Annotated in this window: 12 protein-coding genes; 4 read left to right on the top strand and 8 right to left on the bottom strand. The window is 72.1% G+C overall.

Annotated features, from left to right (window positions below):
* Positions 1–21: 21 nt before the first annotated feature.
* Entirely contained in the window at positions 22–2211 is a 2190-nt protein-coding gene (locus EXE52_RS10260; RefSeq protein WP_089308613.1) for a DHH family phosphoesterase, read from the bottom strand.
* A 108-nt stretch (positions 2212–2319) separates the two neighbouring features.
* On the bottom strand, positions 2320–2931 hold the full coding sequence (locus EXE52_RS10255) for a YIP1 family protein (protein ID WP_089308614.1): 612 nt from the start codon (positions 2929–2931) through the stop codon (positions 2320–2322).
* 202 nt (positions 2932–3133) lie between these two features.
* Here EXE52_RS10255 and EXE52_RS10250 point away from each other — a divergent pair, with 202 nt between their 5' ends.
* Positions 3134–3601, top strand: coding sequence for a type IV pilin (locus tag EXE52_RS10250; protein WP_049930779.1), 468 nt, complete (start codon positions 3134–3136; stop codon positions 3599–3601).
* A gap of 45 nt (positions 3602–3646) precedes the next feature.
* On the opposite strand, the gene EXE52_RS10245 is transcribed toward EXE52_RS10250, so the two are convergent.
* Entirely contained in the window at positions 3647–4780 is a 1134-nt protein-coding gene (locus EXE52_RS10245; protein WP_089308615.1) for a Gfo/Idh/MocA family protein, read from the bottom strand.
* Positions 4781–4796: 16 nt separating this feature from the next.
* Complete coding sequence (locus EXE52_RS10240) at positions 4797–5768, bottom strand: sugar phosphate isomerase/epimerase (protein WP_086216436.1); 972 nt, start codon at positions 5766–5768, stop codon at positions 4797–4799.
* Between the two features lie 194 nt (positions 5769–5962).
* Here EXE52_RS10240 and EXE52_RS10235 point away from each other — a divergent pair, with 194 nt between their 5' ends.
* Complete coding sequence (locus EXE52_RS10235; RefSeq protein ID WP_086216435.1) at positions 5963–6850, top strand: PspA/IM30 family protein; 888 nt, start codon at positions 5963–5965, stop codon at positions 6848–6850.
* 67 nt (positions 6851–6917) lie between these two features.
* On the opposite strand, the gene EXE52_RS10230 is transcribed toward EXE52_RS10235, so the two are convergent.
* The 3 genes from EXE52_RS10230 to EXE52_RS10220 all read right to left on the bottom strand — a co-directional run bounded on the left by EXE52_RS10230 (position 6918) and on the right by EXE52_RS10220 (position 9830).
* The gene (locus EXE52_RS10230) at positions 6918–7964 is read right to left on the bottom strand and encodes a dipeptide epimerase (protein ID WP_089308616.1); all 1047 of its coding nucleotides are present in this window, start codon (positions 7962–7964) and stop codon (positions 6918–6920) included.
* Complete coding sequence (locus EXE52_RS10225; RefSeq protein WP_089308617.1) at positions 7961–9067, bottom strand: DUF1611 domain-containing protein; 1107 nt, start codon at positions 9065–9067, stop codon at positions 7961–7963. The genes EXE52_RS10230 and EXE52_RS10225 overlap by 4 nt, the downstream gene beginning before the upstream one ends.
* A 445-nt stretch (positions 9068–9512) precedes the next feature.
* Positions 9513–9830, bottom strand: a complete 318-nt coding sequence (locus EXE52_RS10220; RefSeq protein WP_089308618.1) for a DUF5785 family protein — start codon at positions 9828–9830, stop codon at positions 9513–9515.
* Between the two features lie 128 nt (positions 9831–9958).
* On the opposite strand from EXE52_RS10220, the gene EXE52_RS10215 reads away from it, so the two are divergent.
* Positions 9959–10357, top strand: coding sequence for a hypothetical protein (locus tag EXE52_RS10215; RefSeq protein ID WP_089308619.1), 399 nt, complete (start codon positions 9959–9961; stop codon positions 10355–10357).
* A 34-nt stretch (positions 10358–10391) separates the two neighbouring features.
* Here EXE52_RS10215 and yqeC read toward each other — a convergent pair whose 3' ends face one another.
* A complete protein-coding gene (gene yqeC, locus EXE52_RS10210; protein WP_089308620.1) occupies positions 10392–11123 on the bottom strand; it encodes a selenium cofactor biosynthesis protein YqeC in 732 nt (243 codons plus the stop codon).
* Positions 11124–11234: 111 nt separating this feature from the next.
* Between yqeC and EXE52_RS10205 the strand changes: the two genes are divergently transcribed.
* Entirely contained in the window at positions 11235–13178 is a 1944-nt protein-coding gene (locus tag EXE52_RS10205) for an aldehyde ferredoxin oxidoreductase family protein (RefSeq protein WP_089308621.1), read from the top strand.
* Positions 13179–13199: the final 21 nt, after the last annotated feature.

Genomic DNA, 13199 nt, shown 5'->3' with positions numbered 1-13199 from the left:
AAAAGCTGACCGCGTGACGCCTCAGAACGACTCGGAGACGGCGGCGACGACGGCGTCCTCGACCTCGTCGCGCTCGCCGGAGAGGAACTCTATCTTCCCCTCGCGGACGCCGGCGGTGGCGATGTCCGCGCCCGGCGCGAGCTCGGCCGCGCGGTCGGCAACGTCGCGGACGGAGACGTCCGCGGTCGTGCGCACGTACAGCTCGTCGGTGCCGACGCCGACCGTCGCGAACGGCTCGCCGTCGGCGCGGCGCCGGTGGAGGTCGTCGAGGAGGAGGGGCGTCGGCGGGAAGTCGTACCGGTGGGTGTAGCCGTCGGTGTCGAGCAGGGCGAACTCGACGCCGTCGACCGCCTCGGTCACGACGTTCGCGTCCGCGGTCTCGACCTCGGCCTCCAGCTTCTCCCGGAACTGCTCGGAGACGTGCGCCGCGAGGTCGCCGCCGTCCGAGAACAGGAGGTCGGCGATCAGCTCACGCTTGTCCTGGTACGACTGGTAGTACGCCTCCAGCGCGACCGCCTCGCGGAGCTCGGCGACGCGCTCGGCGTCGTAGCCCGCGTCGCGCGCGAGGTCGACGTACCGATCGGGGGCGTCCGCCCAGTAGCTCACGGCCGGCAGGTGTCGCAGGTCGGCGCGGACCCCGTCGTTGATCGCCGACGCGAGCGAGGCGACGAGCGCGCCCGTCGAGAGCGTCTCGTCGCCGTCGGCGTCGGCCAGCTCCGGCGAGACGAGCGTGTCGACCGCGTCCCGCGTCTCGGGGTCGGCGACCGCGGCGTCGACGACGACCGCGTCGACCCCGTACACCGACAGCAGGTCGATGCCGTCGGCGGACTCGGTCGTCGATCCGGCGCCGACGAGGAGGAAGAGCGGGAGCTTCTCGTCGTGGCGGTCGCGGTCTTGGAGCATCCGCGTCGCGTCGTTGGTGGCCGCGTCCATCCCGTACACCGGCTCGTCGAGCGGGCGGCGGGTGAAGTAGTGGTACTCCGCGTCGCTCTTCGCGTGCTCGTCGCGGATCAGCGGGAGGACGGCGCGCTCGACCGCGGCGCCCGCGACGTAGCCGTCGGCGGTCGCCGGGTGGCGCACGACGATCGGGCGCGATTCGAGGACCGCGCGGCGGACCGCCTCAGCGGCGTCGAGCAGGTCGTCAGCGAGCTCGGCGACGGTCTCGTCGCCGGCCAGCGGCTGGAGCCCCTCGGGGCGCGCCTCGTCGGTGAGGGCCTCGGCGAGGCGGCGGCGGACCGTTTCGGCGTCCTCGCCGTCGAGGAGGACGAGCGCCTCGGACTCGACCTGAACGTCGCCGCGGTGGCTCTCGACCTCCCCGTCGACCCGCACCGCGTCGCCGACCTCCACGTCCGGGTGCGCCCGGACGCCGGGCTCGACGAACGCGGCCACGTCGACGGCGCCCGTCGCGTCGCTGACCTCGAACACCGTCGGGCCGCCGGTCTGGCGGACGCCGACGACCTCGCCCTCGATCCGGACCGAGTCTCCGACCGCGTCGCCGAGCGACGTGATCGACACGCGCTCGGGCTCCGGTTCGTCCACGTCAGACTCGTCCGTGTCTGTCTCCGCGGACGCCTCGTCTTCTGCGGTCGTCTCGGACGCGGGCTCCTCCGACGCGTCCGCGTCGTCCGATCCGACGCCCTCGTCCGCGGCCGCATCCGCTTCAGGAGCGTCCGTCGATTGGGACTCACTCGGCTCCGCATCGGCCTCTTCGGCCTCCTCGCTCGGCGCCTCGGGTTCCGCGTCGGCTTCCGTCTCGTCCTCGTCTGCGGACTCCGCGGCGCCAGCGTCGTCGTCGGCTTCGGACTCTTCGACGTCGTCGCCCGACGCCTCGTCGGGGAGGTGCTCGCCGGAGGGCTCTTGTACGAGGACGCCGCGGAACTCGCGGTCGGCCTGTCGAATCGACCAGCCGAGGTCGACGTTCCCGTTGTCGCGGACGCCTTTCACTTGGACGAACACGTCGTCGCCCGGCTCCCAGTCGAGGCTGTCGAGGCGACGGTCGAGCTCGGAGCGGTGGAGCAGTCCGGTGACGCCCGGCGCGAGGTCGACGAACACGCCGAACTCGGCGTATCCGTCGACGACGCCCCGGTAGAAGCGGCTCGGAACCAGGTCGTCGGGAGAGTCGCCGCGGAAGTCGAACGCGACGTCTTCTTGGTGCGAGTCGCAGACGCGACCGCCCCCGACGTCGGTGCCACAGATGATACAGGATCCCATTTGAGTACACCGAGAGTCTCGGGCCTAAAACGGTTGTCGAAAGCCGGCTCGGCGACTCGATCGGAGCGCGGCGGGTTCGCGGTCGTCACGCCGCGACGGCCCGACGCGTCAGGCGCCGAGCAGCGTTCGTCCCGCCGCCACGACGCGGTAGCCGACGCCGTACCCGAGCGCGGCGGGCGGGATCGCGGCCGCAACCGTCCGGACCGCGCCCAGCCCGTGAACCGCGCGGAACCCGACGAACAGCAGCACCGCCGCGTACGCGCCGCAGAGGACTCTGAGTTCGGGTATCGCCGGGCCGGCCAGCGCCATCGGCGAACTCGCGTACGCGACGACCTGGACCGTCTCGCTCACGCCGCCGCGGTCGCGCAGCGAGAAGCTCCCGTCGGCGACCTCGACGCTCGCGACCACGACGGAGACGGTCGCGACCGCGGCGGTCAGGTGGAGGCCGACCGGCGCCGCCAGCGCGACCGCGACGAGGAAGACGACGAGGTCCGAGAGGAGCCGCGAGGAGGGGACGACGACGGGCACCGCTCCGGAGTCGGTCGCGATCAGGCCGAGCGTGAACGCGGCGGCGACCGCGACCGCGAACGTCAGCGCCGGAGCCTGGTCCCCGGGCGTGATCCCGTTCGCGAACGCCCGCCGCGGACGAACGAGGACCTCGATCCAGGTGCGCGCGATCCCTCGCGGACCGCGGGGGCGTCCGCCCGCCGAGTCGCTCATCCGAGTCGTCACGGTCGGAGTTCGGCCGCGCGGAATAACCCGTTTCCGGTTCGATCCCGAGTCGGTGGGCAGTTCGACCCCGCGTCGGTGGCTGGTTCAGCCACGCGTCCGTCCCGAGCCGGGCCCCACACCGCCTCATTCTTATCAGGGCTGATACGCGGTGCGCAAACCCTTATATCGGCGGTGTCGGAGTGACAGCCGAATGGTGGCGTTCCGAGACGACGAGCGAGGGTTCACCCCGCTGGCGGGGACCGGACTGCTCGTCGGGGTCGTCGTGCTGCTGCTCGCCATCGTCGGCGCGGCGGTGTTCGGCCTCATCGACGGCGTCGCCCCGCCCGACGCCGAGTTTGAGGGGCGACAGGAGGGCGGCGAGCTCGTCGTCGTCGCGCTCGGGCCCGAGCCGGTCCCGGCCGAGGAGCTGTACGTCCGCGGCGAGGACCCGGACGGGAACGTCCAGTTCGGCGCGTGGCCCGGCGACGGCGTCGTCCGGCCGGGCGATCGGGTCCCAGTCCCGAACGCGACCGGCAACGAGAACTTCGAGGTCGTCTGGGAGCCGGTCGCGTTCGACACCCGGGAGACGCTCGGAAGGTACAACGGCGAGGACTCCGCGATAGAGGAGTGGAGCGAGGAGAACGGCGGCAGCACGCCGGGCGGCGGCGTCGGAGTCTGAGGTCGGTTCGGTGTCGAGGTCGCGCTCAACGCGGAGGCGGAGCTCTCACTCGACCGGAACACGCTCGCCGCGCTCGTCGGCCCGCTCGATCGCCGCGAGCACGCGCTGGACCTCGTAGCCGTCCGCGAACGACGGCTCGAACGACTCGCCCTCGGCGACCGCCGAGAGGAACTCGTAGTTCTCATGGACGAACGTGTGCTCCCACCCGATCACGTGGCCGGGGGGCCACCAACGGTCGACGTACGGGTCCGACTCCTCGGTGACCAACACCGTCTCGTAGCCGCGGTTCCCCTCGCGCAGCACCTCTAACTCGTTGAGCCGCTCTAAGGAGAACTTCAGGCTCCCCTTTGTCCCGTGGACCGCGATTGTGTGGTCGTTCTTGTGCCCCTCGGCGACCCGGCTCGCCTCGAAGGTTCCGGTCGCGCCCGACTCGTACTCGACCTGCGCGCTGTACGCGTCGTCGACGGTCACGTCGCGGTACTCGGCGACCCCGCCGTCCTCGTCGTGGACGGGGCGCTCGTCGACGAACGTCGTCAACTGTCCAGCGACGCGCTCGAACTCGCCGACGCGGTCGCCGACGAGAAACCGCGCGAGGTCGAGCGTGTGCGCGCCGAGGTCGCCGAGTGCGCCCGATCCCGCCATGTCGGCGTCCATCCGCCACGCCCACGGCGCCTCGGGGTCGACGAGCCAGTCCTGGAGGTAGCGCCCGCGGACCTGCCGGATCTCGCCCAGCGCGCCGTCCTCGATCAGCCGCTTCGCGTGGCGGATCGCGGGGACGAACCGATAGTTGAACGCGGTGCCGCTGGTCACGTCGGTCGCGGCCGCCGCGTCGCGCATCGCTGCCGCCTCCTCCAGCGTCGGCGCGAGCGGCTTCTCACAGAGCACGGGTACCCCGGCCTCAAGAGCCGCGATCGACGGCTCGGCGTGGACGTGGTTCGGTCCGAGGTTGTAGAAGACGTCCACCTCGTCTATCGCAGCCTCCCAGTCGGTCGCGGTGTGCGGGAAGCCGAACCGGTCGGCCGCGTCCGCGAGCGCCGCCTCGTCGCGCCCGACGAGCGTGTGCCGCTCGATTTCGGGCGCGTCCGGAAAGAACATCGGGAGCCGCGCCATGGCGTTCGCGTGCGCCCTGCCCATGAAGCGATACCCCAGTACGCCGATCTTCAGTGGTTCTCGTGTCATCGGATCCTCCCCCGCCTCACTCCGCCCAGTACGCGTCGCCCGGTTCCGTCTCGAACACCGCCCGGTCCAACACGTCGACCGCCTTCTCTAATCCCTCGCGCGAGGAGGTGAGCGCGTCCTCGTGTTCGATGGAGAGCGCGCCCTCGTAGTCGACCAGCCGGAGCGTCGAGACCACGTCCTTCCAGTGTTCCTCGCCGTGGCCGTAGCCGATCGAACGGAACAGCCACGAGCGGTCTGCGGTGTCGGCGTAGCTCGTCGTGTCGAGCACGCCCTTCACGCGGCTCTCGGCCTCGTACACCTTCGTGTCCTTCGCGTGGACGTGGTGGATCGCGTCGCGCTCGCCGAGGAACCGGATCGCCTCCGTCACGTCGATCCCCTGCCAGTAGAGGTGCGAGGGATCGAAGTTGGCGCCGATCCGGTCGTTCGTCGCCTCCCGCAGCGCGACCAGTCCGGTCGGCTCGTAGACCAGCATGTTCGGGTGCATCTCGATAGCCACGTCGACCCCGTGGTGGTCGGCGTGGGCCGCCAGGTCGCGCCAGTACGGGATCGCGACCTCGTCCCACTGGTAGTCGAGCGCGTCGGCGTGTTCGGTCGGCCACGGCGCCGTGACCCAGTTCGGCGTTGAGTCGCCGGGCGCGCCCGCCGGGAGCCCGGAGAAACAGGTGACCGTGTCGACGCCGAGCAGGTCGGCTAACTCGATCGCCTCGCGCAGCTCGCGGTCGGCCGCCGCGGCCCGCTCCTCGCTGGGGTGGAGCGGGTTGTTGTGCGTCGCCAGCGCCGAGATCCGCAGCCCGCGGTCGTCGAGCAGCGAGAGCAGCTCCTCTCTCCCGGCCGGGTCGTCGAGGAGCGCTTCGCGGTCGACGTGGTCCTCGCCGGGCCAGCCGCCGACACCGAGTTCGACGGCGTCGACGCCGATGCCGTCGAGGTACGCGGCCGCGTCGTCGAGCGGTTCGCCGCCCAGTGGAACCGTCAACACGCCGATGTCCATGGCCGAGGCTACACGAACGTCACGAATAAGTGTTCAGGAAGCGCCGCCGCGGGGGCGCTCGGCCGCCGCGGGGGCGCTCGGCCGCCGCGGCCGGCGCGCGTCGGCGACGACGACGGCGGTGTCTCCGGCGCGTTGCCCGCGCTGGCGCCGCGAACCGCATGAGGTTTTAACGGGTGGAACGCGTACGATGTGGTATGGGAATCCTCTCGCGCGCCTCCTACGTCGTCCGCTCGAAGGTGAACGCCCTCCTCAACCGGGCGGAGGACCCGACGGAATCGCTCGACTACTCGTACGAACAGATGCGCGACGAACTCCAAGATGTCAAACAGGGGATCGCCGACCTGACGACCCAGAAGAAGCGCCTGGAGATCCAGAAGCGCAAGCTCGAGGAGAACGTCGAGAAGCACAACCGACAGGCTCGCGAGGCGGTCCAGCAGGACCGCGACGACCTCGCGCGCAAGGCCCTCGAGAAGAAGAAGTCGAAGATGACCCAGATCGAGGAGCTCGAAGGGCAGATCGCCGACCTGAACAACACCCAAGAGCAGCTCGTCGAGAAGAAGAACAAGCTCCAGAACCGCATCGAGGAGTTCCGCACCAAGAAGGAGACGATGAAGGCCCGCTACGAGGCGGCCGAGGCGTCCACCCGCGTCTCCGAGGCGATGACGGGCGTCGGCGACGAGATGGAGGACGTGAGCCGCTCCATCGAGCGCGCCGAGGAGCGCACCGAGGAGATGGAGGCGCGCTCGGAGGCGATGGACGAGCTGGAGGACTCCGGCGCGTTCGAAGACGCGCTCTCCGACAAGGACAGCATCGACCGCGAGCTGGAGAGCCTCTCGACGAACAGCGAGGTCGACGCCGAGCTGGAGACGCTGAAGGGCGAGCTCGGCAAGGGCGAGTCGTCGAACGGCGAGGCCGCCGTCAGCGACGAGGACGTCGACGCCGAACTGGAGGACATCGAGTCGGAGATCGACGCCGACGACTTAGAGAGCGATCTTGACGGTGATGCGAACGCCGACCTCGACGAGGAGCTCGACGTTGAGCTAGAGGAGTCGGAGTCTCAAGCCGACGAGAAGCGGAACTGAGGTCCCCAGCAGATCTGCGCTCGGTCCCCGCGGTCCCCGTTCCTTTCGTCCCCGCCTCAGACTCGGTTCACTCCGACGCCGGGCGCGCGCCGGTCCCCGCGCGGTCCTGATCGGCGAGCCGGATCTCACCGTCCGGGAGATCGATACCCTCGTACGGGTCGTCGTCGAGCAGCAGCGACCCGTCGATATCGGCGTAATCGAGGAGGGGCGCGAGCTGCGCGGCGGCCGCGATGGAGGCGTTCGACTCGATCATACAGCCGCACATCACCTCCAGCCCGTGCGCTCGCGCGGCGGCGATCACCCGCCGGGCCTCGGACAGGCTCCCGGCCTTCATCAGCTTCAGGTTCGCGATGTCGCAGCGGTCGGCGATCGCGGGCACGTCCGCCGCGGTCACGCAGGACTCGTCGGCGGCGATCGGGAGTTCCGACCGCTCGTAGACGTACCGGAGCCCCTCGGGGTCGTCGGCCGAGACGGGCTGCTCGACGAACTCCACGTCGCGGTCGGCGAGCCACGCGCTCTTCGCGACCGCCTCCTTCGGCGTCCACGCCTCGTTCGCGTCGACCCGGAGCCGCGCGTCGGGCGCCGCCTCGCGGACGGCGTCGACCAGCTCGCGGTCGCGGTCGGTCCCGAGCTTGAGCTTCAACACGTCGTGGCCCGCCGCGACGGCGTCGGCGGCCTTCTCGCGGACGCGGTCGGTCTCGTCGAGTCCGACGGTGAACGACGTCTTCGGCGCGTCGCTCGGGTCGAGCCCCCACAGGCGGTGGAGGGGGACGCCGAGCCGCTTCGCGGCGAGGTCGTGGACGGCGATCGAGACGGCACAGCGGGCGGCGGGGTTCCCGTTCACGACCGCCCGCAGCTCGGTCTCGATCTCGCGGACTGCGTGGGGGTCGCCGACGCGCTCGACGACGTCGAGGAGGTCCGGCATGACCGCCGCGACCGTGTCGGCCGTCTCGCCGTAGTGGGTCGACGGCGCCGCGCCGCCGACCCCGGTCATCCCCGCGTCGTCCGTCACGCGGACGACCACGTTCTCGGCCGCCGTCTGCGTCCCCCGCGAGATGGTGAACGCGTTCTCGAGCGGCAGCGACACCCGCTCGAACTCGGTGTCGAGGCTCATTCGGCCGCTTCCTCCCCGTCGACCTCCGAGTCGGCGTCCGCGGCGTCGACCGCGCCCAGTCCGGCGTCAAGGGCGGCGTCGACGACGGCGTCCGCGCCGTGGCGTACCGGGTCGATCGCGGGAACCCCGGTCTCGTCGGCGAACGCGGCGACCGCCTCGGCGGCCGCCTCGTCCTCGTCGATGTCCTTCGTGTTCACCGCCCCCGCGACGACGCTCGCCTCGTGGACGGGCGCCGCCAAGTCCTGGTAGAGGTCGACGTAGTCGGCGAGCGGCGGGAGGGCGAACTCCTCGTAACCGTGGACGACCTCGCGGCCCGCGGCGTGACAGAGGACGAGCCCGTCGGCCATCGACCCGTGGAGGATGCCGCAGGTGACCGCCGAGTAGGCGGGGTGGACGATGCTCCCCTGCCCCTCAACGACGAGGAGGTCGTGGTCGTCGCCGACCTCGGCGAGCATGTCCTCGACCGCGCCGGCGGCGAAGTCGGAGACGACGCGGTCGATCGGGTTCCCCCAGCCGGCGATCATGATCCCGGTCTGGCCGGTCGGGACGAACGCGGCGTCGATGCCGCGCTCGCGGGCGGCCGCGACGATCTCCAGCGAGGCGGTCATCTTCCCGACCGAGCAGTCGGTCCCGACAGTGAGCAGCACGTCGGCGTCCACGTCGCCGGACGCGCCCGTCGCGACCGTGAGGTCGTCGTCCGGCTCGCGCACGTCGACGAGGTCGACACCGTGGTCGTCCGCGAGCGCGGCCAGCTCCTCGTCCTCGTTCAGGAAGTAGTGGAGACCGCTCACCACGTCACAGCCCGCCTCGATCGCGGCCTCGACGTCCGACCGCCACGATTCGTCGAAGCCGCCGCCGATCGGCGCGATTCCGATGTACAAGGCGTCGAGGTCGCCGTCGACCGCCGCGTGCGCCTCCTCGAACGACGCGACGATCGGCGCGTCCCCCACGTCCGCGACGTGATCGCTCACGCGGTCGCCGGCGCGGTCGCGGTCGAGGACGGCCCGGACGTCTTGGTCGCCGTAGCGCAGCACGCCGAGCGCGGTCTTCGCGCGGTCGGGGAACTTCTCGTGGGCGAGGACGGCGATCCGCTCGTGGTCCATGGTGGCTCGCTCGCCCCCCGCGTTCTTAAAAGAGTCGAGGGCCGGCCAAGCGATACGAACGAACCGCGGTGGCGCGTGCCGACGAGCGCCCGAAGGGCGCGAGTCGCACGCGCGAGGTCGCCGGCGCTACGCGCCGGCTGCCAGAGGGACCTTCGGTCCCTCGCTGGAGTCGACTGCCCTCCGCGTTGCTCCGGGCGGTCGACGAGGCTGGGGAGGTGTGAGGTGCGGTCGCGGTGCGGGACGGGACTCGAAGGGGCAGTCGCGAGGCGGGCGCAGGTGGCGCAAGCACTGGAGGGAGAGCAGCGCGAGCGACCGAAGCGCACAGCGAGCGTGCGCCCGCCTTGCGGCTGGGGCTTCGGAAGTGCTCCTCGCGGTGGCGACGACGTATCGCAGAACAGCCGAGGCTTCGGGAAAGAGAACGACGCCGGAACGAGTGTTCGAGCAGTCAGGCGCTGCCGTCAACGAACTGGTCGGCGCCCTCGTAGAACCAGTATCCGTTCTCCCGCATCGCGCGGCCGAGCTCCTGGTGGAACTCGACGAAGTCCGCGAACTCCTCCTGCTCGACGTTCTCGAATATCTCCTCGACGGAGACGACCGTCTCGTAGTCGATCCGGATCGGGTGGTCGCCGTACTGCTCGACGTACTCCGCGGCGGTCAGCGGGAAGTCCTCATCCTCGTTGATCTTCTTCGCGAGCACGGCGTGGCCGTACTGCCGCATGCCCTCGCTCCCCTGCTCGCCGTCGGGGTCGTGTGGCCAGTCCATACCCGGAAGTTCGCCGGATCGGGGATAGTGGTTTCGGATGCGGCGGTGGCGGCGGCCACTCCTCCCGAGCCGCTCGACCCCACCCCCGACCACGGAAACACTTCACGGCCCTCCGCGTCGCTCCGGGCATGCGACGCAGAGCCCTCCTCGCGTCCGTGGCCGCCGTCTCGACCGCCGCGCTCGCAGGGTGTCCCACCCCGCCGTGGAGCGATGACCCGGCGGAAATCGACGTCGCCGAGGTTCGCCGGCGCCTCGACGAAGATACGCCGCGGCTGGTCGTGGCGGGATCGCTCCTCGACGGCCCCCGCCGCTGTGAACGCGTCACGCTGTTCGAGGCGGCGCTCGACGACGGGACGCTCCGCCTCCGGATCGTCTCCGAGGACGACCCCGACTCGGACGTCGGCCGCTGCTCGGACATCGCTGAGCCCCACGCGCACTCAGTCGCCGTCGCGTTCACGGAGACTCCCGTCCCGGAGCGCGCCGTCGTCCAGCACGGGGATGAGACGATACTGGAGGAACCGGTCTGACGGAACCGGGCCGAGCACGGCCAGACCGCCGCCGCTACTCCACGACTTCGACGACCGGATCGTCCGCGGTCAGGCGCGTGAGAACGACGCGCGGCACGTTCGCGCGCATGAGGATCTCCTCGGCGAGCGCCCGGGCCGCGGCGGCGTCCGCCTCGTCGTCGACCTTGTTCACGACCGGGATCGCGGTCGCGTCGCCGGGGACCCCCTTCAGCCCGCCCGCGGGACTCGCGAGGACCGTCGCGACGTCGGCCGGGCGGATCTCGTCGCCGATCTCGCGGCCCGTGATCGCGGCGACCTCCTCGGGGCGGTGGACGTGCTCCTCCGTGAGCGGTTCGCCGACGACGTGCGCGCTCGCGATCGGGGCGACGATGTCCGCGTTCGACGGGATCTGCGGCTCGCGGTCGCCCGGCGCCTTGAACTCGCGGAGGCGCGCCCCGTCCGCCTTCACGAGCGTCGCGCCGGGCGCGGCGTCGGCGATCTCGGCGACGGTCTCCGTGTCGTACCCGAGGTACCGGTCCGACCGGTCGCGCTCGGGGACCAGCCCGAGCGGCCACTCGTCGGGTCCCGCCTCGCCGAGCGCGGCCACCGGGTCCGCGGTCACGCGCACCGCGGCGACCCGGTCGTCGAAGATCGGTATTCGGACGCTCGCGGTCACGACCGGCCGGTCGAGCCGGTCGGCGAGCGCGAACAGCGTCGACTTCTTGCCGCCCGCGCCGACGACGCAAACGGTCGCGTCGCGGGCGTCGAGCGCGGTCGTCAGGTCCATGCCGGGGCGTTCAGTCGCATCGGACCTCACTCTGGCGGTCGGACGGGCGGCCGACCGGCGGCGTCGCGGCGGCGGACAAATTGATACGACTCCGCCACGCAGGGCAACCGGATGCGCCGAAACCGCACCCGAGTCATTCGCGTGGACCTCTCGACGCGCGAGACTACCAGCGAACGGGTCCCGCGGGACTGGCGACGCGACTTCGTTGGCGGGAAGGGGATCGGAGCGCGCTACCTCTACGAGGAACTCTCGCCGGGAACGGACCCGACGGGGCCGGAGAATCTCCTCGCGTTCCTCGTCGGGCCGCTCGCGGGCTTCCTACCGGGAGAGACCCGGTACGCCGCAGTGACGAAGTCGCCGCTCACCGGCGGGTTCCTCGACTCGTACGCCGGCGGCGACTTCGCCGTCCGGCTCGCGGGGTCGCTCGACGACTGCATCGGCCTGCTCGTGACCGGGACCGCCGACAGACCGGTCCGGATCGAGGTCGAGGGGGGTCGCGCCCGGGTCAAGCCGACCGACGCGTGGGGCGACGACGCCGCCGAGACCGCCGAGCGGTTCCCGGACGCCGGCGTCGCCTGCGTCGGCCCGGCCGGCGAGCGCGAGGCGGCGTACGCGACGATCGCGAGCGACGGCGGCGACCACCACGCCGGGCGCGGCGGCGCCGGCGCGGTGATGGGCGCGAAGCGGCTGAAGGCCGTCGTCGCCCGCGACCCCCCGCCGGCGGTCCCGGACGACCTCGCCGCCCGCCGCGACCGCGACGCCGAGACGTACGGGCGGCGGCCGACCGGCGAGTGGCAGGCGGCCGGCGAGACGATCGAGACGGTCGACTACGCGGACGAGGTCGGGATCCTCGCGGCCGAGGGATGGACGGAGACCGGCTTCGACGGGGTCGACGACATCGGCGTCGAGGCCGCGGCGGAGCGCGCGGCCGGACGCGAAGCCGTCAGTGCCGGCCGTGACGGTGACGGCCGAGAGGGCGCCGAGAGCGGACCGGCGGGCGTCCCCGGCGGATTCCGGATCGACACGCCCGACGGCGAAGTGATCCCGCGCGGCGCGGCCCCAATCACGCTCGGCGCCGGGCTCGGGATCGACGACTTCGACCGCGTCGCGGAGCTCTGCGGGGTCTGCGACCGTCTCGGCCTCGACGTGATCGGCGCGGGCAGCGCGGTCGCCTGGGCGATCCGCGCCGGGCGGGCTGGGGTCGTCGACTGCCCGGTCGACTTCGGTGACGCCGCTGGCGCAGAGCACCTGCTGAAGGCGATCGCGGCCCGCGACCCCCCGGCCGATCTCGACGTGGACCCGGACCTCCCGGACGCCCTCGCCGACGGGGTCGACGCCGCGGTGGCCCGATTCGGCGGCGACGCGCTCGTGCCGACGGTGAAGTCGATGGCGCTGCCCGGCTTCGACCCGCGCGCGGCGGTCGGCGTCGCGCTCGCGTACGCGACGAGCGACCGCGGCGCGTGTCACCGGCGCGCGCGACCGCAGGAGCGCGAGCCGCTGGCACGTCCCGACCGCTCCCTCGCCGACCGGGTGCGCGACGTGGTCGGGGAGCAGAACGCGCGCTCGGTCCTGTGGAGCCTCGTCGTCGACGACTTCGTCGGCGAGGCGGTCTGTGCCGACCTCGGCGCGGAGTGGCTCGCGGCGATCGAGCACCCGGCGGTCGACGACTGCGGCGGCCCGCACCGCGACGAGTCGGAACGCGGGGACGCGAGGGACGCTGGCCGACCGGATCCCTCCCCCGCCGCGCTCGCGACGACCGGCGAGCGCATCTGGACGCTCACCCGACTGTTCAACGCCCGAGAGGGATTCGACCGCGCGGACGACGCGCTCCCTGAGCCGCTCCGCACCGACGCGGCCGACGGGACGCCGGGCGTCGACGTCGACGCGTTCGACCGCCTGCTCGACCGGTACTACGCGGCACGCGGGTGGGGCGAACGGGGGCTCCCGACGCCGGAGACGGCCGAGCGCCTCGGGCTCGCGCGCGTCGTCGACGACGCGACGCCGCTGGACGATAGCCCGATCGACTCCGCCCCGGCGGCCGACGCGGACGACTGACCCCGCCCGGCGACGTGACTG

Source organism: Halorubrum sp. CGM4_25_10-8A, assembly GCF_005435025.1.
GTDB lineage: Archaea > Halobacteriota > Halobacteria > Halobacteriales > Haloferacaceae > Halorubrum > Halorubrum ezzemoulense.
Note: the sequence above shows the minus strand (reverse complement) of the source record. Positions and strands in the feature narration are given on the sequence as shown.

What these genes read in the sequence shown, in the direction of transcription:
- EXE52_RS10255 (WP_089308614.1), bottom strand. Translation starts at nt 2,931, where the DNA reads ATGAGCGACTCGGCGGGCGGACGCCCCCGCGGTCCGCGAGGGATCGCG.
- EXE52_RS10235 (WP_086216435.1), top strand. Translation starts at nt 5,963, where the DNA reads ATGGGAATCCTCTCGCGCGCCTCCTACGTCGTCCGCTCGAAGGTGAAC.
- EXE52_RS10220 (WP_089308618.1), bottom strand. Translation starts at nt 9,830, where the DNA reads ATGGACTGGCCACACGACCCCGACGGCGAGCAGGGGAGCGAGGGCATG.
- EXE52_RS10215 (WP_089308619.1), top strand. Translation starts at nt 9,959, where the DNA reads ATGCGACGCAGAGCCCTCCTCGCGTCCGTGGCCGCCGTCTCGACCGCC.
- EXE52_RS10225 (WP_089308617.1), bottom strand. Translation starts at nt 9,067, where the DNA reads ATGGACCACGAGCGGATCGCCGTCCTCGCCCACGAGAAGTTCCCCGAC.
- EXE52_RS10230 (WP_089308616.1), bottom strand. Translation starts at nt 7,964, where the DNA reads ATGAGCCTCGACACCGAGTTCGAGCGGGTGTCGCTGCCGCTCGAGAAC.
- EXE52_RS10250 (WP_049930779.1), top strand. Translation starts at nt 3,134, where the DNA reads ATGGTGGCGTTCCGAGACGACGAGCGAGGGTTCACCCCGCTGGCGGGG.
- EXE52_RS10205 (WP_089308621.1), top strand. Translation starts at nt 11,235, where the DNA reads ATGCGCCGAAACCGCACCCGAGTCATTCGCGTGGACCTCTCGACGCGC.
- EXE52_RS10245 (WP_089308615.1), bottom strand. Translation starts at nt 4,780, where the DNA reads ATGACACGAGAACCACTGAAGATCGGCGTACTGGGGTATCGCTTCATG.
- yqeC (WP_089308620.1), bottom strand. Translation starts at nt 11,123, where the DNA reads ATGGACCTGACGACCGCGCTCGACGCCCGCGACGCGACCGTTTGCGTC.
- EXE52_RS10260 (WP_089308613.1), bottom strand. Translation starts at nt 2,211, where the DNA reads ATGGGATCCTGTATCATCTGTGGCACCGACGTCGGGGGCGGTCGCGTC.
- EXE52_RS10240 (WP_086216436.1), bottom strand. Translation starts at nt 5,768, where the DNA reads ATGGACATCGGCGTGTTGACGGTTCCACTGGGCGGCGAACCGCTCGAC.